At 44.6% G+C, this 20,924-nt stretch carries 20 protein-coding genes; 7 read left to right on the top strand and 13 right to left on the bottom strand.

What is annotated here, in order from left to right; translation table 11 throughout:
- The first annotated feature begins 120 nt into the window (after nucleotides 1–120).
- Nucleotides 121–1,047 carry an RluA family pseudouridine synthase gene (locus AC1DOV_RS07845; RefSeq protein WP_083681946.1) on the top strand — a complete coding sequence of 309 codons (927 nt, stop codon included), beginning with the start codon at nucleotides 121–123 and terminating at the stop codon, nucleotides 1,045–1,047.
- A 148-nt stretch (nucleotides 1,048–1,195) separates the two neighbouring features.
- The gene (locus tag AC1DOV_RS07840; protein ID WP_477549636.1) at nucleotides 1,196–1,531 is read left to right on the top strand and encodes a DUF1904 family protein; all 336 of its coding nucleotides are present in this window, start codon (nucleotides 1,196–1,198) and stop codon (nucleotides 1,529–1,531) included.
- A 2-nt stretch (nucleotides 1,532–1,533) separates the two neighbouring features.
- Here AC1DOV_RS07840 and AC1DOV_RS07835 read toward each other — a convergent pair whose 3' ends face one another.
- The 4 genes from AC1DOV_RS07835 to AC1DOV_RS07820 form a co-directional block, all read right to left on the bottom strand.
- On the bottom strand, nucleotides 1,534–1,989 hold the full coding sequence (locus AC1DOV_RS07835) for a hypothetical protein (protein ID WP_477549635.1): 456 nt from the start codon (nucleotides 1,987–1,989) through the stop codon (nucleotides 1,534–1,536).
- Nucleotides 1,958–3,922: a glycosyltransferase family 39 protein gene (locus tag AC1DOV_RS07830; protein ID WP_477549634.1), complete on the bottom strand. Its 1,965-nt coding sequence runs from the start codon at nucleotides 3,920–3,922 to the stop codon at nucleotides 1,958–1,960. Before AC1DOV_RS07830 ends, AC1DOV_RS07835 begins: the two co-directional genes overlap by 32 nt.
- Nucleotides 3,915–5,219 carry an MFS transporter gene (locus tag AC1DOV_RS07825; protein WP_477549633.1) on the bottom strand — a complete coding sequence of 435 codons (1,305 nt, stop codon included), beginning with the start codon at nucleotides 5,217–5,219 and terminating at the stop codon, nucleotides 3,915–3,917. The genes AC1DOV_RS07830 and AC1DOV_RS07825 overlap by 8 nt, the downstream gene beginning before the upstream one ends.
- Nucleotides 5,220–5,324: 105 nt before the next feature.
- Entirely contained in the window at nucleotides 5,325–5,885 is a 561-nt protein-coding gene (locus AC1DOV_RS07820) for a GNAT family N-acetyltransferase (RefSeq protein WP_477549632.1), read from the bottom strand.
- Nucleotides 5,886–5,954: 69 nt separating this feature from the next.
- On the opposite strand from AC1DOV_RS07820, the gene AC1DOV_RS07815 reads away from it, so the two are divergent.
- Nucleotides 5,955–8,189, top strand: a complete 2,235-nt coding sequence (locus AC1DOV_RS07815; RefSeq protein ID WP_477549631.1) for a UvrD-helicase domain-containing protein — start codon at nucleotides 5,955–5,957, stop codon at nucleotides 8,187–8,189.
- 18 nt (nucleotides 8,190–8,207) lie between these two features.
- Nucleotides 8,208–9,194 carry an HD-GYP domain-containing protein gene (locus tag AC1DOV_RS07810; RefSeq protein WP_477509448.1) on the top strand — a complete coding sequence of 329 codons (987 nt, stop codon included), beginning with the start codon at nucleotides 8,208–8,210 and terminating at the stop codon, nucleotides 9,192–9,194.
- 69 nt (nucleotides 9,195–9,263) lie between these two features.
- Here the strand turns inward: AC1DOV_RS07810 and AC1DOV_RS07805 are convergent, their stop codons facing one another.
- The 5 genes from AC1DOV_RS07805 to AC1DOV_RS07785 are packed head-to-tail and all read right to left on the bottom strand — an operon-like array spanning nucleotide 9,264 to nucleotide 13,382.
- Nucleotides 9,264–9,824 carry a GNAT family N-acetyltransferase gene (locus AC1DOV_RS07805; RefSeq protein ID WP_477549806.1) on the bottom strand — a complete coding sequence of 187 codons (561 nt, stop codon included), beginning with the start codon at nucleotides 9,822–9,824 and terminating at the stop codon, nucleotides 9,264–9,266.
- Between the two features lie 32 nt (nucleotides 9,825–9,856).
- Nucleotides 9,857–10,216, bottom strand: coding sequence for a cupin domain-containing protein (locus AC1DOV_RS07800; protein ID WP_477549630.1), 360 nt, complete (start codon nucleotides 10,214–10,216; stop codon nucleotides 9,857–9,859).
- Between the two features lie 15 nt (nucleotides 10,217–10,231).
- Entirely contained in the window at nucleotides 10,232–11,113 is an 882-nt protein-coding gene (gene sigJ / locus AC1DOV_RS07795; RefSeq protein WP_441879239.1) for an RNA polymerase sigma factor SigJ, read from the bottom strand.
- A 37-nt stretch (nucleotides 11,114–11,150) separates the two neighbouring features.
- Complete coding sequence (locus AC1DOV_RS07790) at nucleotides 11,151–12,344, bottom strand: NAD(P)/FAD-dependent oxidoreductase (protein WP_441879241.1); 1,194 nt, start codon at nucleotides 12,342–12,344, stop codon at nucleotides 11,151–11,153.
- A gap of 60 nt (nucleotides 12,345–12,404) precedes the next feature.
- A complete protein-coding gene (locus AC1DOV_RS07785) occupies nucleotides 12,405–13,382 on the bottom strand; it encodes a phosphotransferase enzyme family protein (RefSeq protein ID WP_477509451.1) in 978 nt (325 codons plus the stop codon).
- Nucleotides 13,383–13,625: 243 nt separating this feature from the next.
- Here AC1DOV_RS07785 and AC1DOV_RS07780 point away from each other — a divergent pair, with 243 nt between their 5' ends.
- Complete coding sequence (locus AC1DOV_RS07780; RefSeq protein ID WP_477509452.1) at nucleotides 13,626–14,654, top strand: Leu/Phe/Val dehydrogenase; 1,029 nt, start codon at nucleotides 13,626–13,628, stop codon at nucleotides 14,652–14,654.
- 92 nt (nucleotides 14,655–14,746) lie between these two features.
- Here the strand turns inward: AC1DOV_RS07780 and AC1DOV_RS07775 are convergent, their stop codons facing one another.
- The 3 genes from AC1DOV_RS07775 to AC1DOV_RS07765 form a co-directional block, all read right to left on the bottom strand.
- Nucleotides 14,747–15,250: a ferritin gene (locus AC1DOV_RS07775; RefSeq protein WP_076268034.1), complete on the bottom strand. Its 504-nt coding sequence runs from the start codon at nucleotides 15,248–15,250 to the stop codon at nucleotides 14,747–14,749.
- A gap of 93 nt (nucleotides 15,251–15,343) precedes the next feature.
- Nucleotides 15,344–15,565, bottom strand: a complete 222-nt coding sequence (locus AC1DOV_RS07770) for a DUF1450 domain-containing protein (RefSeq protein ID WP_076268035.1) — start codon at nucleotides 15,563–15,565, stop codon at nucleotides 15,344–15,346.
- Between the two features lie 68 nt (nucleotides 15,566–15,633).
- The gene (locus tag AC1DOV_RS07765; protein WP_441879248.1) at nucleotides 15,634–17,058 is read right to left on the bottom strand and encodes a S41 family peptidase; all 1,425 of its coding nucleotides are present in this window, start codon (nucleotides 17,056–17,058) and stop codon (nucleotides 15,634–15,636) included.
- Nucleotides 17,059–17,296: 238 nt separating this feature from the next.
- Between AC1DOV_RS07765 and AC1DOV_RS07760 the strand changes: the two genes are divergently transcribed.
- Both AC1DOV_RS07760 and AC1DOV_RS07755 read left to right on the top strand, forming a co-directional pair.
- Complete coding sequence (locus tag AC1DOV_RS07760; RefSeq protein WP_076268037.1) at nucleotides 17,297–18,100, top strand: Cof-type HAD-IIB family hydrolase; 804 nt, start codon at nucleotides 17,297–17,299, stop codon at nucleotides 18,098–18,100.
- Nucleotides 18,101–18,123: 23 nt separating this feature from the next.
- Nucleotides 18,124–18,309 carry a cysteine-rich CWC family protein gene (locus AC1DOV_RS07755; protein WP_441879250.1) on the top strand — a complete coding sequence of 62 codons (186 nt, stop codon included), beginning with the start codon at nucleotides 18,124–18,126 and terminating at the stop codon, nucleotides 18,307–18,309.
- 58 nt (nucleotides 18,310–18,367) lie between these two features.
- Here AC1DOV_RS07755 and AC1DOV_RS07750 read toward each other — a convergent pair whose 3' ends face one another.
- Complete coding sequence (locus AC1DOV_RS07750; RefSeq protein WP_477527330.1) at nucleotides 18,368–20,794, bottom strand: bifunctional diguanylate cyclase/phosphodiesterase; 2,427 nt, start codon at nucleotides 20,792–20,794, stop codon at nucleotides 18,368–18,370.
- Nucleotides 20,795–20,924 lie beyond the last annotated feature (130 nt).

Here is a 20,924-nt window from a genome sequence, read left to right as displayed (position 1 = left end):
TAACTCTTTGTCTATTAGATCGAGATTCATAGAGCATGGTTAAACTGCTAAACAGAAGATTAGAACTGAAGCCCATACTCATGGTATAGTAGGAGCATTGAATCTAGGAGGTTTTTTGGCATGCACAGGGGAAAAAAGCGCGGAGCTCCTCAATCACAAGCAGATAAGAGCAAGTCCTACCCGGTTAACGAACCGATGGAACTGCTTCCCTTTCTCATAAAAAATATTTCAGGTGCTGGACGCAATGTAGTGAAATCCATATTAGCGAATGGACAAGTATCTGTAGGCGGAAAATCAACGACCGCTTACAACTATCCGCTTCAGCCCGGTCAAACCGTTACGGTAGGCAGAGACCGGCCGCAGGATAAAATACCGCTGGAAGGGCTCGCGATCCTGTTTGAGGATGAGCATATTATCGTTATAAAGAAGGAATCGGGGCTTCTGTCCATATCATCTGATTCTGCACCAGAAAATGAAGTGACCGCCTATCGTCAGCTTATGGCGCATGTACGGGTCGAAAATACGAAAAACCGGATTTACGTTGTGCATCGTCTGGATCGTGATACGTCAGGTGTCATGATGTTTGCAAAAAGCGAGGCGGTTCAGCAGCAGCTGCAAAACAGCTGGCAGGATTCGGTGCAAGAACGCAGCTATATCGCGCTCGTAGAAGGATTGGTTAAGAAGGAGCAAGGTACAATCAGTTCGTGGCTGAAGGAAAGCAAAACGCTCAAAATGTATTCCAGCTCCTATCCGAACGATGGTCTGCACGCCGTTACCCATTACAAGGTGCTTCGTTCCAATAAAAACTTCTCGCTACTCGAAGTGAATCTCGAGACAGGCCGAAAAAATCAAATTCGCGTTCATATGGAAGACATCGGCCATCCCGTTGTTGGCGACAAAAAATACGGCGCACGCACACGCATCATTGGCCGCCTTGGCTTGCATGCCCGCGTATTGTCCTTCACGCATCCGATAACCGGCAAGCTGGTCAAGTTTGAAACTGAAATTCCTAAGCTGTTTCTTAAGCCGTTTCATGTGACGGAGTAAGCAGGAGCAAACAAACAAGCATCAGTCGTTATACAGGAATGCCCACTGATTGTGAATTAGACGGCATTCCCTGGTATAAAGCGGCTGATGCTTTTTTTTGTTATACTACTATGGATATTTAATCTATCTATGCAGGAGGAACAGTGTAATGCCACATTTATTATTCCGCGGAGTACCGTCCGAGCAGTTAAAATCTGTTGCGGCACCGCTTGCTGCTGAGCTTGCCGCTATTTGCGAGTGCGGTACCGATAATTTTACAATGGCTTGTCTAAATACGACCAGCGTTTTTGACAGTGAGGCAGATGATCAAGGGTTTGCATTTATCGAGGTCGGCTGGTTCGAGCGGGGACAGCAAGTAAGAAATCGATTTGCAAAGGCAGTTACCAAATACGTCAGCCAGATTGGCCTATCTGAAATTGAAATCGTGTTTCATGCTTATCGTGAGGACAGCTATTATATTAACGGTGAAGCCGTATCGGAATAATTTCATTCCATGTTTCGTGTGATGGACGTTATTTTCCAGTTATTATTGGAATCTGTATGTAACTCTAACGTGTTGATTTCAATTCGATTTTTATCAGCTTTATCCTTATAAGTAATTTTAACTACGGCTTCTCCTGAAGCACCATCATTCTTGGATGAACTAATTTCAAAAGTTTCTAACGAAACCAAACCATAGTCTTTATTCATGAGAGGCATTGTAACGTAATAATCAACAATGTCCCACTCACCGGAGTCCCAATCCAAAAGGTTTTGAGACTCCTCCATCTTTCCATTAAGCATGTGGTCGTAATACGCGGTGATTGTTTCCTTCATTCCTATTCGCTTATTTGAGCAGCCTATTAAGACAATAACAAATAGAAAAATCAAAATAACCAACATTACTCCAGCTTGCAGAATAATACGGTCACTATTGCTTGCTCCACGCCACATCATCGACATTTAACCAGCCCGCCCCTCCGGTAAAATAGATAGAAACGGTGTCCCCCATGTTCACGGATACAGCAGGCAGCTTAACTTCTACATATTGCTCTTGTGCGTTAATCGCAAGATCTTCAATCTTTGCTCCATTGATGGAAACCCCAATCATTCCACCAGCAGCGATCGTACTCACTTTAGCAGAAAGGATATAGTCACCGTCATCAGCAGCCGAGAAGGTCTGGGAAACGACACGACCGTTGCCTGGGTCAACATACATTAAGTTGGAACCGCTATAAGGACGGTTTGAGCCTATACCCGTGCCGGAAGTAAATGACCAATACTGCAGCCCTTCCTCAAAGCCGCCGTTCTGAAATGATTCATGAACCTTCTGAGCCACCACTGTTCCTGTACCGCTCACGACCGTATAATGTTTAAATTTTTTAATCTTATAGCCTGAATCCTCACCCGGAATAGAGTCGCTATTTTTGAAAATATAAGCCGCTTCCTCATTTGGCCTTAGCTCAGGCTGCCCAAAATGGTATCTGCCGAATGCGCGAACAAACTGAAAGGGCTCACCCGAATTGATATAGTCGACTGTGCTTATAAACTGCTTCGGATCAATTTGTTCATAAAACAATACATAAATATAAGGCATCATCACTTGATCCGTCACATAAATATTGCCTTCCGTTTCATCCGATGCGTACTGTACAGCTTCTCCAAAGGATTCATAGAAAAGCGGGCTTATTTGCTTCGCATAAGTAGTGAAATAGTTAGCACAGAAGAAAACAAAGAAAATGGAGAACGCCGCTATAATTATTGGGAATGAGTATTTAATCCGCTTGTGCAGCCACATAAGGCCTGCAACTGCCAAGTATACCGTCGGATAAAAAATAATATTAATACGATTGATATTCACATCTGTAATCAATGTCATTAGAATTGCCGTTCCGAACCAGATAGCAATGACTGCTGTCTCTATGCGGAAATTATTAATCAGTTTCATCACACCATACAAGATGCCAATTCCGATCAGCGGTAATGCTAACGGATACATATACCCAAATTTAGGCATGGCATTCCACAGCAAACCATCATTTTGAGTCAAATACATTTGCAAAAATGATTTGAAATTGTCCGCAAACGTTGAGAAAAAATGACCGCCAAATGCAGTAGAGATTTGCTCTACACGAGGAACAGTTAGCTTAGGAATAGAAAACAGAAATTGTATGGTCGCCATGCCATATCGATTAATAAGAAGAAACAGTCCGATAGGTGCTGCTAATATAATGAGAACCGCGCAATTCCAAAGCAGAACTCGAAGCTTGAACGTCTTTTTAACAACGAGCAGAGCCAATACGCCTACTCCAAAAACAGGTACAAAAAAATAAGCCGTTCCATAAGCATAAAGCGAAGCGGCTAGTGTTAATGTAAAGCCAATCAGCCATTTCGGCTGCTGCAGCGCTTTGAACAAAAAAAACACGGCGATCAGCACTAGAGTAGGAAAAATATTCGACTCCAGCGCCCATCGTGACATCATAATATGCCAAGGGCATATGACGATAAAAAAAGCTGCAGCCGCAGCTGCATGCTTTCTTTTAAATAGCTGATTTGCAATCCGATAGAATAGCACCATGCTCAGTAGGCCAAATAAGATGCTAACCATTCGAACTGACAGTTCATTTAAACCGAATAAATAGATAAAAGGCATAGACAGGTAAGCATAAAGCGCGTTCTGACCGCTTCCCCATGCAATAAGATGAACCGGCAGCGATATGCCATTGCGATCAATGCCATAATGCAGAATAGAATAAGCCTCATAGCCGATCGATGCCTCATCCTGATTCAAGCCGCCTGGTATGGATCCCGCATATACCACTCTCACCGCAGCCCCGACGAGAAACAGAAGCAGCAATAATGGGTTCTTTTTTACCCAATCTATAAAACTAGTCATTACTATGGGTCACCGCTCCGCTTTTTGTAATCGTATTCGTAGGACGAATAGGGTATAAATAGAAAAATAGAAGAGCTACAAGCAAAGCTATGAACGGGATGAAGCTGAGCATTGAACGAATGCCCCACACTGCCGCATCCGCTTGAACCGCGTCCTTCACATAGCCGGTAGCCTCCAGCACAACACCCAGAACAACAGCCTGCAGTGAAATTCCCCATTTGACGATAAAGCCGTTCATCCCAAAGTACATGCCCTCTCTGCGTACGTTTGTCTGCTTCTCATCCTCATCAATAATCTCGGACAACAGAACATCCAGCAAAACGAGCAAACCCGCTAAACCGATGCCGATCACGACCGCTGCCATGGCCGCAGTTGCAACGCTGGATACGAATAAAAATGGAATCGTTGCTAAGGCGTAAATACTAACGGCAATCATAACGGTCTTGCGCGGGCCCCATCTCTGCAGCAATTTCCCCCATATGTAGACGCACGGGATGGCAGCGACAAAAATAGCACCGAGCAAAATCGTATTGCTGCTATCTTCAGCTCCGAGCACGTATTTGGTGAAGAAAGGGATAGCCGCGGGCAGCATGGCAAAGGTAAACTGGACGAAAAAGCTGCCGATAACGAATAAAACAAACGCCTTATTCGAGAATGTGAATTTCAAGGATTGAACGAAACCAACCTCTTCACGCGAAACAACCATTTTCTCCTTGCTTGCCGATACCATAACAATAAAGAAAATAAGCGCGATCCCGGCAAAAATCGCTCCCATCGGTCCCCAGCCCATATTCGCATAAACGAGGGGAGGAAGAGCCACACCAATAATCATTCCTAAGATGCCGAACATTTGACGCCATGAAGACACCGTTGCCCGTTCTTTCATCGTTGTAAACATTTCAGGGAACAGTGCAGAATAATTCAATACAACCATCACGAACATAATGTCATAGAGCAGCACGATCGTTAAGAAGTACCAGAACAGCGCTGATCCGGTGCCAACTGGAAACCAAATCGCAGTAAACAAGGCCACCAGCGGCACCATGCCAAACAGCATGTACGGAATGCGCCTGCCAAAACTGGAGCTCGTACGGTCGGAAATGTGTCCGAACAATGGGTTTAGCACCGCATTGACGATGCCGTGAATCACCATGGCCAGACTGATTAAAGTCGGTTTTACACCAAGCACATCCACATAATAAAAAACGATGTAAGATGCGAAGGCCTGTGCAATTAAGTTGACTGATAAATTTCCCGAGCTGTAAGCTAATTTCGATTTGAAGCTTGCCATAGCCATAAATAAAACGCCCCCGGTTACGATGAAAGTCTATTATAAATTACATATAACTCTCTCATCTTACCGCACAAACCCTTTTTATTCCATAATTAACTTATTGAACAATTACTTCATTTTCACCATTCGGATATAAGGACTTCCGCTCACTAAAATCGTACCATCCTCAGTAAAACCAAGCTTTTTGTAAATCGCATAAGCTCTCGTATTTTCTGGCTCTACAATCAGTGACAGCCTGCTGCATCCAGCCTCTTCACCCTTCTGTTCAAAAGCGCTAATTAGCGCCTTAGCTATGCCCTGCCCCTGATAACGTTCGGCGACTGCGATGGAATCCAAGTAAAAGTCGCCTTCTTGTGCCTCAACAGCAATCGTTTCATCCGCACGCACACCTTTATCTCGCCCAGGACGTGTAACAAATGGCACATCCAGCTCTGCAGCTCCATCGCCTGAATAGCTAATAAGCATTCCTGCAATGCCATCTTCTCTCCTATCGACAAGAACATGCTTATAGCTAATCCGATTGTCCTCGCGAACATAAAAATCGCCAAGGATGCGCTCTACTTCAGAATCATCCTCAGTTCCTGCCAAGGTGTAGGCAATATGGCCGATCGCAGATAGCAGCAGCGGCATTACTTCTTTTAAGTCTTCTTTCACAGCTTGTTCAATCATGATGTCATCCCTCATTCTTTTAATGTTCTGTTATAATAAGTGAATATTATTCTTAAAGGTGATGAAGTAGTGAGTCATGTCTATTATACATTTCCCATAGGCATTCGGAACAGTCAGGTTCCTTTTGCCGAGCAAGCAGAAGCCGAAACGAGCCTTCAGCTTGTTGATGCAAGCCAGAAGGATGCCGGCTTCTTCCGGTCTTTAGAGCAATTCGGCATATCACTCAATAGGCCTCAAATTGCCGCTGTTCGCCATAACAAAGGAGCAGCACTAACGCTGGCAGGAGCAGGATCGGGCAAGACGTCTGTACTCGTATGCCGAACTGCTTATCTGCTGGCTGTGCAAGGCGTCTTGCCACAGCATATTTTATTAATGACTTTTTCCAAAAAAGCAGCCGATGAAATGCGAAGCCGCATTCGCGCTCTTCCTGTGCTTAATCCGCAAGCAGCAAGCGGCGTAGAGGCTCGTACTTTTCATTCCTTCTGCCTCCAACTGCTGCGAGGACGCGGCTATCGCCAAGGCATTTTGGGTGAAACTGGACAAAAGCATATTTTTTTCAAACGTCTGATGCGGGAGCTTTTGCTGCAAAACGAATATGAGCCCGAAACCATTCTTGCACAGCTCTCCGCCATTAAGCTGCAGATGATCAACATCGAAGACCTTCCCGCTTCTACAACGGAGGAAAGAGAACTAAAGCTGCTTTTCACCCGTTATGAGCAGTGGAAGAAAGAGATGGATAAATTCGACTACGATGATCTGCTGCTTGAAGCGTACAAGCTTCTGAGGGACGACAAGGCGCTGCTTGCTACCCTTCAGCAGCGCTTTCAGTACATCATGATCGATGAATTCCAAGATACGAATCAGGTGCAATACGTGCTCGTCCAAATGCTTGCCGACAAGCATCGCAATCTTATGGTCGTCGGCGATGACGATCAGACGATCTATTCCTTCAACGGTGCAAAAAACGATTATATATTGAACTTCGAGCATCAATATCCAGGTGCAGCAACTTATGTACTGGATATTAACTACCGCTCAACGAGCACAATCGTCGGACTTGGCAATGCTATCATTCAATATAATAAGCTCCGCAAAGAGAAATCGCTCTTTGCTGTCAAGCCCAAAGGAGTTAGCCCCTCCTATGCACGGCTCAAGACGACGCAAGACGAGGCAAAGCTCATTACGGACACAATTAGCATGCTAATTGCTCAAGGCAATCGCTCCTTTGGCGATTTTGCTGTTTTATTCCGTACTGCGAGCAGCAGCAGGGCGCTCGTCGAGCTGCTTCTTACAAAGGAGCTTCCATTTATCGACTTCGGCGACGGCCAGCTCTTTTATGACCAGTGGGCGATAAAGCCGCTAGTTGCCCATCTGAGGCTTGCCATGGATCGCCGCAATTTCGATGCGATGGAAATTTTGCTGCCCTCGCTTTATGTCAATCGGGAACAGGCTATGGCTTTCATATGGAACCAAGACAAGCAGCGTGCTAAGAAATGGCCGCTCATACATCTGCTTGAATTTCCGCAGATCAAAGAATTTCAGAAAGACAAAATCAAAGAACGCATCAAGCTTATTAAAGCGCTGGCCGAATTAAAGCCTGCTGAAGCTATTATGCAGCTTCGCCAATCCTTTTATGACCAATTTCTTGAAACGAGCAAGCGTCATGAAATGACGGAGCATAAGGAAGGTCTAAAGGAAGTGCTTGATGAGTTCGAGTCTGCGGCGAGCACCTATGATACCATCGAAGCTTTTCTGGCCTATATTGATGATATTACAGACAAGCATGCTGCCGTGCAGCAGCTTCAGAAGCATAATCATAACCGCAGTGCGATATCTTTGATGTCCATTCATAGATCCAAAGGACTTGAATTTCCTGTTGTATTCGTCATCGGTGCCTCAGAAGGCATTTTACCGCATAGCTCTGCATTAGCTGCGGATAAGCATAGTGACCGTAGTTCCATTCAAACGGGCGACAACGCACTGACAGAAGCGCTGGAGGAAGAACGAAGACTCGCCTATGTTGCTGTCACTAGAGCCCAAGAGGAGTTGTATATCAGCTCCCCTGCTCTGTACCGGGGAAAACCGGCTGAACTATCAAGGTTCATCCGCTCTGCCTTTATGTCAGGTGAAGAAGAGGACGGTGATACAGAATCTGCTCTTGCATGGTTATGTACTAGCGATTCCTGCGAGGTATGGCAGCGTATTATTACGTACGAGGATTCACAATCAGAGACTCGTGCTTGCCCATTATGCCAGTCTCCAATGGAGCAAGGCACAAAGATATTGCCGAAGAAAAAGAAGTGAGGAGAAACGATTTGCAACATGAATGAACACCTAGTCCATTACCTTAAACTAGCTGATGCTGTGATCATCACAGATATAGAACATCATATTCTTGCAGTCAATCCGTCCTACGAGAAGGTTACGGGCTACTCATCACAAGAAATAGCAGGGAAAAAGGCTGGCATCCTGCGAACATCCTATACGCCAAAGGAAACGCATGATCAGATGAAGCAAGCTCTTAAACAAGGCTTGCCATGGTCAGGCGTACTAACAAATCGGCGAAGAGACAGCAGCATTTGGCATTCCTCCATTACCATAACACCTCTGCAAATCGAAGGGGTAACCTATTATATCGGTATTTTTCGTGAGCTGGAGAAGTTAAAGAGCGGCTTCTATTTACCAGAGGAGCGCATCGGCTCCATTCAAAGCTCGATGCTTAAGGTGCTCGCCATTTCTTGCGAAATTCGTGATCCGGGCATCGAGCAGCATCTCGTCCGTGTGCGGGATTTAACGGAACGGCTCACTCACTTCCATAATGAACGCATGCAATTATGCTGGACGGAGGAAGCCGTGAACCGCATTTCTCATGCGAGCATTTTACACGATATCGGCAAATCAGGAATTCCGGAGGGTATTCTATATAAACCTGGTCCTCTCGCTTATTACGAACGAAATATTGTTGAGATGCACACCCAAATCGGCGTTGATATCATTGATAAAATTTATGCTGAGCTTACAGATGATTTATTTAAACTTGAGCTCGAAATGGGTAAAAATATTATTTTATACCATCATGAAAAATGGGACGGTACCGGCTACCCGCATCAGCTTGCCGGAGAAAACATTCCAATTGAAGCACGTATCGTCAGCGTCGTTGATGTTTATGATGCATTGACCAGCACCCGTCCCTACAAAGAAAAATGGTCCGAAGAACGTGCGCTGGAATATATTAGTGAACAGCGCGGGCTGCATTTTGACCCTGAGCTGGTTGACTCCTTCCTTGCGCTCCATTCTAACGAGATGTAGCTACAAAAAAAGCGCCAATCCCGAACATGGAATGAACCGTGTCCTCGATTGGCGCTTATTTGTTTATTTTTATGCTCCATATAGTGCGTCGAACTCATCCTCTAATATAGACATTGTAATGAGATCATGAAACTTCCCATCCATAAACAAAGCGTCCCTCTCTACTCCCTCGCGATGAAATCCGATCTTCTCATATACATGGATGGCGCGCGGATTAAAAGCGTAAACGCCGAGATGGATTCGATGCAAATTCAACTTTTGAAAGCCGTATCTAAGCATGAGTAGCAGCGCTTCTGTACCATAACCTTTGCCGCGATGCTGCGTCCCTTGAATACCGATACGTATATTCGCGCTGCGATTGATCGTATCCATATCATTTAGTACAACCTCGCCGAGCAGCTCTCCTGTTTCCTTCAATATAATCATGGAATCAAATCGGTCTTCGTTTATGACGTTAATTTTGCGAATCCAAGCTTCGATTTCCTCACGTGTAAAAGCTTTTTGTGACCCTGTCAGCAGGTTCATCTCCGTATCTTGTAAAAAAGTTAAATAAGCCTCTATATCAGACTCCTTGGCTGGTCGCAATAATATCGAATTCCCCTCAATGATGTGTTTTGCAAGTTGTGTCATCACAATAATCTCTCCTATTTTTACTCTCAGCATTAATAAATCAACTCATGATTTTCATGTATATTATTTTGTGCGCAAAAATCCTTATACTTCTGAAGTATAGTGAAAATATCATCTTGTCCGGTAATCTCATCGTTGTCATCGAAGTATTGCAGCGCTCCCCCTAATATAAAGAGCGTCAGCACTTCCTCGTCTTCCGTTATGAGCGTATGAATATCTCCGGGCGGCTCATAAATAAATGTTCCCGTGCTCAGATCAAAGCGTAAAGGTTTGAAATAACAGGTATGATTTTTATCAAAAGGAACCCATGGCAAATCATCTATTTTAAATATGCGTTCAGGCAGTTGAAAGGCTTCTGCTAATTTTACAACGGTCTCGTCAATTAACTTCAAATGAAGACACCTCCCTCATGATGATCCGCCAGTATTCAATTCCAACAGTTTCAGCTTATCTGGATTTCTTACAATGTACAGATGAAGTGCGCCCCCCTGCACCACATGGAAAAGAGTAACCCCCTCGATTCCTTTATCTGATCGTAAAACAAGTCCCGTCTGACCGTTCAGAATTCTAAGCTCGGCTTTCACACTGCCATCAGCAAGTGGTCCTTTTTGAACCAAACCGAATAGAAACCGAGAAACGTTTTCGCGTGTTTTAATAGGATGAATAGCAGCAGACACTTTGCCTCCGCCATCTGAAAGGAGAACAACCTCCTCTGCAAGCAGAGAAAGGACCTCCTTCACATTGCCCTCCGCAAGCTCCAATACAAAACGACGAACCCATTCTTCACCTGCAGGCTGCGCATAAACAGGCTCAGCCTCGGAAATCCCCATTTTGTCTCGCGCACGGCTCAGCAGCTTTCGACAATTGACTTCGCTTTTTTCTATTAGCTTTGCAATATCCGAATATTCGAAGCCCAGCGCTTCACGAAGCACAAATACGGCACGCTCCGAGGGGGTTAACCTTTCAAGCAAAACCAGCATTGCATAAGACAACAAATCGTGGTGAATAACGGCATCCAGTGCATCCGTCTCTTCTGTGATAATGGGTTCTGGGAGCCACGGCCCAACGTACCGCTCTCGCTGCTTTCGGGCAGACTTTAGCAAATCCAAGCTGCGGTTTGTCGCCATTTTGCACAAATAAGCCTTCGGCTCGGCTATGCTTTCTGGATCTATATCATATGCCTTCACGAAAACATCCTGTACGATATCTTCAGCGTCAGCAGCCGAACCCGTAAGCTGGTATGCAATTTTGAACAAAAGCGCTTTATATTGCAGGTAAAGCTCTTTCATTTCACCATCCCTCGTTTCATAACAAATGCTGCTTTTATCATTTTATGAGACTCGCATAATCCCAAGTCATTTTCCGTACCTTCCATCCAAGCTTCCCCGTTATGACAATGTCGAGCCCCCATTGCCTTGTCCATACCATTCCCCGCTCTGGCCCGAGACCAAAACAGAAAAAATCAATATAGCTCTTGTGAACAGGTGCAGAATGACCCATTACATCAGCCGTTATGACCTTCCCCAGCCTATCTGCTTGTGCAGTCGCTTCCTTGCATGTCATCCCATCCGTTAGCCCGCTCACAGGGTCAACAATTTGAGCACAGTCGCCAATGCTGTATATCCCAGGTGCTTCTTTCACACGGTAATTAGCGTCCACAATGACTCGACCATCTGCGGTAAGCGGCAGCCCCATGCTTCTGAGCATCGGATTAGGCAGCAATCCAAGCGTCCAAATACATAAGCCGACCTTTAAAATCTCACCATCCGATAAGAGAAGTTCCCCTTCCCTCTCACGAATAGCTTTGCGTCCATGCAGAACGGTCACTCCGCTGCCCTTAAGCAAGCGCTCCAGCTTCATGCCAACCTTTGCCGGTCCCTCCTGAAATAATCTATCCTGCGCATTTAGCAAGTAGAGAATCACCTCTGACGGATCAAGTCCGAGTGCACTTGCTTCCTTACGCAAAGCATAGACAAGCTCAGCAGATGATTCGATTCCGCTAATCCCCGCCCCTGCAACGGCAACAGTCATCCATCTTTGACGCTCAGCACGGCTTGTTTCCTTTACCGCTTTTCTCAAGTTTTCATGCCAAAGCTCTCGAATATGAGCTGCGCTTGCGAGCCCAGTCAAGGCAATACCGCCCTGATCGGCATCGGGCTGACGAATAACGCTTCCAGCTGCCAAAATGAGAATATCGTATTTTAAATGCTGCTCCTGCCCGCTCTCATCTTTATACAATAACCGCTTATCCCTTTTTTCTATGGTCATTACCATTCCTTGAATAAATTCCACGCCATCCGGAAACATGCTGCCAAAAGGAACAACAATATTATCATCATTGACAGCCGGCTTGAACAGCAATACCTTCCGAAGATGGTATGGCTGCTTATCAATCAGAATTACACGGAGCTTCCCAGCTCCTAATTCCGGCTGCAATGTTTTTCGTATTGCCTTGAGGGCGTTAATGCCTGCATAACCGCCGCCAATAATGATACATGTTATTTCCTTTTTCTCTTTCATCTCCATCAGCTCCTGTGCATGTTTGCACATATAACGATAAGATGAGTTTTTTTGTGACATCTACTCTAAATTTCTAAAATACTCCATCTTGCTGTCGATAAATCCGTCATCAAAATCAGCTGCTCCGATTAACTCAGATTCACTGAAGCATAAGCTAAAGAGCCAAAGCTGTCTAAGCGCTACGAATATCGGAACCGCTTGAATATCATTTTCGCCTATAGATCTGATTTCTCTGTATCCGCAAATAAATGCATCCCAAAGACGTTCAACCTCTTCTTTATCGTGCCTGCTATGAATTTCTCTTGCCAGTCTAAACTCCGCAATGTCATAAGCTCGCCAGCCATAACCGCAAATATCAAAATCATAATGCGTCAATGTCCCATTTTCCGTAAAAGCGACATTCGTATTGCCATGCAAATCCCCATGACAAATTCCAAAGTCCAGTCCTGCTTTCAGATGGATGTTAAGCTGATCTTTTAAGCGCATAACCAGCTCATATAGAAATTGATAATCCTCTTTCCGATTTTCCATATGTTGCTTAATTATGCGAAGCGGATTGTCTATCAAATGCTCCAAATCGAGCTCTCCCCTTGTGTGTTCAGAGGTGAAATCGTCGGCAGCTTGATGAATTTGAGCAACGGATGCGCCAAATAGACGACTGTCTTCTGGATGCTGCATTCGCTTTTCTTGACCATCAGCAAAACTAAACATTACTCCAAACTTTACACCCTCAGGGACCAAAAACTCATTAATAAATGTGCCGTCATTTTTCTCAATCGGTACGGACACGCTTATCCCTTTTGCATGAAGATCGTTTAATAAATCTAACTCAAAAGCAATCTCTGATTGGTTTCTCCGGTCCGCTCGGTACACTCTAAATATGTATTTGCCTTGCTCCGTCTCTAAAATATAAGTATCGTTCATCCCTCTCAGAAAATAGTGCAGACGAGCGGGTTCATGAATGCCATAGTGGACTTTAATATGCGACAATAACGCTTCGGTTGATAATAGCGAGTATGCTACAGGAAATAAATGCAAGGGTACCTCATCCTTTTTCATTATCTATTTTATATCGTGAATTCATCCTAGCTGTTTGCAAATGATGAATCTATTCCATTCCACTATAACAAATTATTTGTGCCCGATCTGGTAGAGAATTACTATGATTAATTTTGCCCGCTTTATTGATGCGGCTGGGACACATGAAGTAGCTCATAATAGCAGCAATGAATACACTACATACAAGAAGCGCGACAGGCAGACCTCAAAGGAGGAATCCACTTGGATGTATGGAATCAAAGCTATGAGCAGCTCATCTTCCTCCAGGATCGTTCTATTGGTTTAAAGGCAATTATTGCAATAGACAGCACAAAGCTTGGTCCTTCCCTCGGCGGTTGCCGGTTTTGGCAATATGCCAGCGATGAAGCTGCTGTCCTCGATGCGCTGCGGCTAGCGCAGGGAATGACCTATAAATCAGCGATCTCAGGTTTGCCATTTGGCGGCGGCAAAGCTGTCATTCTAAGCCAACCCGGTCAAAGCTCGCGGGAAATATTGTTTCGGGCGCTAGGCCAGCATATTCAAAACCTGCAAGGAAGCTATATTACCGGTATGGATCTGGGTACAGATGTATCGGATATGGACTGGGTTCGCCTCGAGACACCCTATGTGACTGATGTATCAGGTTCGCTCGGAGCAGTAAATGATTTTACAGCTAAAATGACCGCATACGGCGTTTTCCTTGGCATTCAGGCCTCTCTCAAAACGGTTTACGGTTCCGAAAATATGCAGCAAAAAATCATTGCCGTTCAAGGATTAGGCAAAGTAGGTTATCAGCTATGCCGCTATTTAAAGCATGCGGGCGCAGAGCTCGTTGTAACGGACGTTGATTCAAAACGAGTGAAGAAGGTTGTCGAGGAGTTTGGGGCAATGCCTTGCAAGCCAAACGTCATTATGCGCATACCTTGTGATGTCTTCTCGCCATGTGCCTTAGGTGGCATCCTAAATGATTTTACATTAGGCCAGCTAGACTGCAGCATTGTTGCTGGGGCAGCGAACAATCAATTAGCCGAAAGCTGCCATGGCGAGAAGCTTCATGAGCTTGGCATTTTGTATGCACCGGATTATGTGATTAACGCAGGCGGCATCATCGTAACCTCTGTTGAGCTTATTGGCGGGGATGCTGCGACAGCACAGCAAAAGGTTGAGAAAATAAATGGTACACTGATGAACGTATTTCAAGCAGCTGACGAACATGGAATTTCAACCGCAGCAGCAGCCAATCGAATTGTGGAGCAATTGCTTAAGGGCTGAATAACCACTCGATCGAAAAAAGGGGATGTATCGAAAGTAGATTTCTCTACTTCCGGCACATCCCCTTATTATTCATTATTGCGGTGTCCAGCTTAAACTGCTGGAGGAGTGAAGGAACGTCCAGCGAACTCAGCATCAAGCATATAGAATGCATTGCTATCCTTGTCGATGCGTTTCAGCTTATGGATAATGTTATCAAACAACGCCTCTTCTTCAACCTGCTCATCGATAAACCATTTGAGGAAGTTGATCGTTGCATGCTCGCGATCGTTGATCGCAAGGTCAGATAAATTATAGAAACGTTTTGTATTTTGCTGCTCATGTCCGTAGCCTTGCTCGAAAGTGTCCAAAATGGAAGAGTATTCGTTATTCGGCTCTCCAAGAGCAGACAGCGTAGCACGACGACCACGGTCATTCAGAAACTTGTATATTTTCATTGCATGAAACCGTTCTTCCTCAGCCTGTACAATGAAGAAGTTAGCGAAACCATCAAGACTTTCACCTGAACAGTAAGCCGCCATTGCCAGATACACATGCGCTGAATAAAATTCAAAATTCATCTGTTCATTTAATGCTTCTGCTAATCCATCATTCATGCTTATGCACCTCAGCTTTCCTAGATTGTACTTATTCTAACATAAAAATAAAGAACGGCAAATGCCGTTCTTGTTAATTTATTGAAATTTAAGCTACCCGATCATTTTTTTCAATCGCTTATAGAGCTTCTCTGCGGACGGCGCGCTAACCGTCTTCGACTTGACCACGACGAAGCACTCTAGCTTGCAGGTTTTGCAATCGCCAAGGCAATCACTTTTTTTCTGCTTAATATCCGGATATCGATTTTTCATCGCCTTATAAACCGGCTCCAAACCGTTCTTGAGATTCCGTTTGCAATACTTAATCTTCTTCATAAGATACACCCCGCAGCGCAACGAAGGATTTGCTTCCTATTTGATGATAATGATTATCATCCCCGTTGTCAACTGCCGTTTTTGAGAACCTCTAACCCTTTAATCAGCTGACTGTCCTCGCGTCCAAGCTTCTCGCGTAGACGCTCCAGCAGCTTATACCCCGTTTTGTCATTGAAACTGCCCGTAGCCTCCAGCTTCTCGGCTTTTTGGAACTTAGTTAATGCTGCTGCTGTTTGTTTATCGAACATGCCTTCTTGTCCTGTAGGAGAATAACCGAGCTCCTTCAGCATCATCTGCAGCGTCTTTACATCCTCGCCATAGCTGCCTATCTTCATATGTGTACCAATCGCAAGCGGTCTTAGTTTCGTATATTCGGGAAGGGCTACTGCAAAATCCGGTGAAACGCCTGTTTTGTTAATCCAAGTGCCGCCCGGCGTCTTCCACTGCGCTTCCGTTAAGCTTAAGACAGAACCGTCCTTAAACTGATTAAAAGCTTGTACAACACCTTTGCCATACGTTTTTTCACCGACAACTGTTGCTCCCGCTGATTCCTTTAACGCAGCCGTCAGCACCTCGCTCGCGCTTGCAGATTGTCCATTCACGAGTACTACAATCGGCACTTTCCATTCCTTCTTCTGATCAGACTTATACGAAATCGTTTGCCGCTCATTTTTGTACACGACATTCAAAATAACCTTGTTTTTCGGTATAAGCTTGCTCGCAATCTTAATGGTTGGCTGCAGCAATCCCCCTGGATTGGATCGCATATCCAGCAACAATCCCTTAAGAGGCTGCTTCGCCTGCAGCTCCGTAATTGCAGCTTCGAATTCATCCGCAGTTTTCTCAGCGAAACGGCTAATCGTAACATGCCCGATACCGCCTTCAAGAAGCTCAGACGTTACCGTATGTACTGGAATAGCTTCCCGCTTCAGCTTTAATGTTATCGGCTCAACTTGATTCGGGCGCTGAATCTGCAGCGAGACTGATGTTCCTTCCTTGCCTCTAACAAGGCCAAGCAGCTCCTCAAACGTCTTTCCAGCCAGCTTCTGATTATCTACCGAGAGAATGATATCGCCCGTCAGTAAGCCGCCTCGCTCGGCTGGAGCTCCCTTCGTGAGCCCGGTAATGATGAACATGCCTTCCTCTTCGCGCAATTCAGCACCAATTCCATATATTTCTCCCTCATAGGACTGGGTATAGGCACTGCCCTTTTCCTCAGCCAAATACCGGGAATACGGGTCCTCAAGCGAGCCAACCATGCCTGCAATTGCTCCATTAATCAGCTTCTTCGGCTCAGCACCGTTTAAGTAGTCATTCATAATTTTGTTGTATGAAACCGTAAATTGCTTAAAGGTCGGCTCCTTGATCATCGGATACTGATTCCCCATCCAGAAAAACCCTATTGCAAAGCCAAGAGCAGTAAATAATACAGCTCCCATGACGCAGAGAGTCAGAAATCTTTGTTTTGCTGCCGCTGATGTAAAATAGTTCATCTGTTCATCTCCTCAAAAGTTTTACGAAGTAAAACTTACTTCGTAAGCATAAGCCTAGTCTTGAATGTCTGGATCATTTTAGCTACAATCAACCTAATCAAAGCGTAAACGGCTATCGCCGACCTTGGCGGCGTATGCAATCGTTTCGCTGCGAAATATAAGCCTAGTTATACATTTGAAACTTATAACTTCTTATATTTTTAAATATAGAGAGCTGGAGAGGAGCTTCACCGCTAGTATGTATAAACTTATCGCGATTGATGTTGACGACACGTTATTAACGGATGACCTAACCGTAACGGAAGGCACGAAGCGTGCCATGGAAGCTGCTATTGCCCAAGGTGTAACGGTTACACTGGCAACAGGCCGCATGTTTGCTTCCGCTCAAAAAATTGCTAAGCAAATTGAACTCAATGTTCCTATTATTACCTATCAAGGGGCACTCGTCAAAACACTGCTTGATGGACAAGTCCTGTATGAAAGAAACGTACCGATTGATGCGGCTAAAGAGCTTCACGCTTTCGCTGAAGAGAACGGCTTGCACCTGCAGCTTTACGTTGACGATGAGCTTTACAGCACTCATGACAATGACAAAATCAAAGCTTATTCTAAGCTTGCCAATATCCCTTACAAAATAGAGCCTGACTTCAACAAATTGCTCGACTTTCCGATGAACAAAATGCTTATTATCGATGATCCGGCTCGCCTCGATGAAATCGCTGAGCAGCTTAAGCCTCTAATCGGTGATCGCGTGCATATTACTAAATCCAAAGCGCACTATTTAGAGTTCATGCATAAGGAAGGCACTAAAGGACATGCACTGAAATTTATGGCCGAGCATCTTGGCTGTACAATGGACCAAACAATCGCCCTTGGCGATGCATGGAATGATAATGAAATGATTATCGCTGCCGGACTTGGTGTAGCAATGGGCAACGCCATTCAATCTCTGAAGGACATTGCAGACTATGTAACGTTGTCGAATAACGAGGAAGGCGTTCGCCACGTTATTGAGAAATTTGTGCTTAACGTCACTGAATAACAAGCAAGGAGGCGACTGCATTTATGAATTGTCCCCTTTGCAATGGGCCAAACGATTGTGCTATGGAAGAAAACAATGCAGCGAAAGATTGCTGGTGCTTCCAGAAATCATTTCCCAGCACGCTTTTAGAGGCCGTTCCTGAGGAGCTCAAAAACAAAGCCTGCATCTGCCGAAATTGCTTAAGCAAAGCAGCGGAAGAACAAAATTAAGAAGCTGTCTCTGGAAGGTAATTACCTTTTAGAAACAGCTTCTTTTTTTAAAGCTTGCTTATCGCGCTGGCACAAAAAAACGTTCTTCCACAGCACTTGCAGACAACGGCTTGCTAAAATAATAGCCCTGAATCTTTCTGCACGAATTGTCTGTTAAAATATCCAGCTGATCCTTCGTTTCAATTCCCTCCGCAATAACTTCCATATTCAAATGCATAGCCATCGCAATGATCGTTGAAACGATGGCTCTATCATCGCTGTTATTTGTAATATCACGGATGAAGGAGCGATCTATTTTAACTTTTTGAATCGGGAACATTTTCAAATAACTGAGCGAGCTGTAGCCTGTCCCAAAATCATCTAAGCTAATGCGAATACCATATTCATTCAACTGATTCAAAATACTGCTGGACAATGCAGCGTCCATCATCATGCTCTCTGTTATTTCCAGCTCTAAATATTTCGGCTCCAATCCCGTTTCCTGCAGTATAGCCATAATATAATCCGCAAGTTTAGGCTGATGGAATTGTTGCGAAGATAAGTTGACGGATATAGGGATAAGCGGCCCTCCCTGTACATGCCACATCCGCATTTGTTTGCAGGCTTCGCGCAGTACCCATGTTCCCATTTCATAAATGAGACCGGTCTCCTCGGCAAGCGGTATAAAGACGCCTGGACTTAGTAGCCCCCTAGTTGGATGCTGCCAGCGTACAAGCGCCTCCATACCAATCATCGCACGATCCTCTGTTCGGATTTGCGGCTGGTAATGGAGCAGCAGTTCCCCTCGTTCGATCGCTTTTCGAAGATCGCCCTCTAATTCGATTTTTTCTTGCAGCACTCGGTCGAGCTCGCCAGTGAAAAATTGATAATCGTTTTTACCTTTTTTCTTCACCTCATACATCGCTGTATCGGCATTTTTGAGCAGCTGTACAGCATCCAGTCCATGGCTAGGGAACAGGGCAATTCCGATACTTGCGGACACATAAAAATCACTGTCCTTTAATCGATACGGTGCTTGGATGCAGCTGATGATCTGTTCCGCTAACCGCTTAATCGTGTCTTGCGTTTCATAATTGCGGCACAGCAGCGTAAACTCGTCTCCGCCCATGCGAGCAAGCATAACGTCTTGCCCTGCGATAGCTTGTTGAATGCGTCCGCTAACTTCCTGCAAAAACTGATCGCCGACCATATGCCCGAGTGAATCATTTATGATTTTAAAACGGTCGATATCAAGCACCATTACAGCAAAATGTGAATCGCTTGTACTGCTCAGTTCTATGGTCTCTGCAATCGCTTGATTAAATTTGCGACGATTCGGCAAACCTGTCAATTCATCATGAAAGGCTAAATGATTGACTTTCAGCTGTGCCCGCTTCTCAGCGGTTATATCTTTAAAAATAATATAGCTGCCTACGACTTCACCATCCACAACAACCGGTACATTAGCTACGTTGAGCTCAATTCTCATACCGTCAGCACGGATGATGGCGGTTTCGTGATTCAAAGTCTCCCCCTTAAAGGATCTTTGAAACATCTGTTTCACACGTTCTTGATCTTCATGCACAATAATCCCGCTTAACGAGGATATCGATTGATGCATAACCTGCTTGCTGCTGAAACCTGTTATCTTCAAAGCATTCGTATTATGGCTAGTCACACGGTACTGCAAATCAACAGACACGATGCCATCCTGGCTATTTTCGTATAAGGACTTGTACCATTTTTCATTTTGTTCAATTTCTGAGTCCTTATGGGCAAATCGCTTCGATATATAGATCCCAAACAAAGATAATCCAAGTGTAAAAAATATACCTAACGCAATAATGTAGGCCAGCCACGTTTGGTCCAAAATAACGCCAAGAAACAAAGCAGTCTTATTGCTGGTATGAAAATTAGCTGCGATCATTCCCGTATAATGCATGCCAACTATCGCAGCCCCCATAATAGCGCCGCTTCCAAGCTTTTTCCACCATTGTCCTTTCTGTCTATCCTTACGGAAATAAAACGATAGCCAAAGAGCTGCAATGGATGCGACAAACGCAATAAGAATAGAGAGCATAACGATAATCGGATTATAGGTTATATGTATAAGCATTGCAGACATGCCAACATAGTGCATGATCGTAATGCCTGTGGCAAGCAATAATCCGCCAGCTAGCAATTGCGATCTCGAAAGCTCACTTCGGCCGACAACATACAGCGCAGTAAAAGCCGCTCCAATCGCTGCAATTACCGAAATAAGCACGATAACCAAATCATATTTTATAGGGAAAGGAAGCTTTAACGCGAGCATGCCGACAAAATGCATCGACCAGATTCCCATCCCCATAGAAGCCGCTCCAAACATCAGCCAGCTTAGCTTTGTGCTTCCTTTGGAGGTGCTCACTCTTCCTGCAAGATCCAGTGCTGTATATGAAGCCATGACTGCTATAATATAAGAGAAAATAACTAATAAACTATCATAGGTTCCATGAACATGCTCCATTAAATCCCCTCTATTCTATGTAAGATGTTTATCTGCGAGAGCATTCTTATATTATACAATAATGTTTTGAAACATTTTTGAAAATTTCGATGATGGCTAGACATGCAACGACCGCATAACTAAACAAAAA

The organism is Paenibacillus sp. 01T47 (genome assembly GCF_056398245.1).
This window is presented reverse-complemented; position numbering and strand designations above follow the sequence as displayed.

Bases quoted from the DNA above. Each gene is read 5' to 3' on its own strand.
- AC1DOV_RS07765 (WP_441879248.1), bottom strand. From the start codon at position 17,058: ATGAACTATTTTACATCAGCGGCAGCAAAACAAAGATTTCTGACTCTC.
- AC1DOV_RS07825 (WP_477549633.1), bottom strand. From the start codon at position 5,219: ATGGCTATGGCAAGCTTCAAATCGAAATTAGCTTACAGCTCGGGAAAT.
- AC1DOV_RS07775 (WP_076268034.1), bottom strand. From the start codon at position 15,250: ATGAATGATGGATTAGCAGAAGCATTAAATGAACAGATGAATTTTGAA.
- AC1DOV_RS07770 (WP_076268035.1), bottom strand. From the start codon at position 15,565: ATGAAGAAGATTAAGTATTGCAAACGGAATCTCAAGAACGGTTTGGAG.
- AC1DOV_RS07835 (WP_477549635.1), bottom strand. From the start codon at position 1,989: ATGTCGATGATGTGGCGTGGAGCAAGCAATAGTGACCGTATTATTCTG.
- AC1DOV_RS07760 (WP_076268037.1), top strand. From the start codon at position 17,297: ATGTATAAACTTATCGCGATTGATGTTGACGACACGTTATTAACGGAT.
- AC1DOV_RS07810 (WP_477509448.1), top strand. From the start codon at position 8,208: ATGAATGAACACCTAGTCCATTACCTTAAACTAGCTGATGCTGTGATC.
- AC1DOV_RS07845 (WP_083681946.1), top strand. From the start codon at position 121: ATGCACAGGGGAAAAAAGCGCGGAGCTCCTCAATCACAAGCAGATAAG.
- AC1DOV_RS07750 (WP_477527330.1), bottom strand. From the start codon at position 20,794: ATGGAGCATGTTCATGGAACCTATGATAGTTTATTAGTTATTTTCTCT.
- AC1DOV_RS07840 (WP_477549636.1), top strand. From the start codon at position 1,196: ATGCCACATTTATTATTCCGCGGAGTACCGTCCGAGCAGTTAAAATCT.
- AC1DOV_RS07805 (WP_477549806.1), bottom strand. From the start codon at position 9,824: ATGACACAACTTGCAAAACACATCATTGAGGGGAATTCGATATTATTG.
- AC1DOV_RS07830 (WP_477549634.1), bottom strand. From the start codon at position 3,922: ATGACTAGTTTTATAGATTGGGTAAAAAAGAACCCATTATTGCTGCTT.
- AC1DOV_RS07755 (WP_441879250.1), top strand. From the start codon at position 18,124: ATGAATTGTCCCCTTTGCAATGGGCCAAACGATTGTGCTATGGAAGAA.
- AC1DOV_RS07790 (WP_441879241.1), bottom strand. From the start codon at position 12,344: ATGAAAGAGAAAAAGGAAATAACATGTATCATTATTGGCGGCGGTTAT.
- AC1DOV_RS07820 (WP_477549632.1), bottom strand. From the start codon at position 5,885: ATGATTGAACAAGCTGTGAAAGAAGACTTAAAAGAAGTAATGCCGCTG.
- sigJ (WP_441879239.1), bottom strand. From the start codon at position 11,113: ATGAAAGAGCTTTACCTGCAATATAAAGCGCTTTTGTTCAAAATTGCA.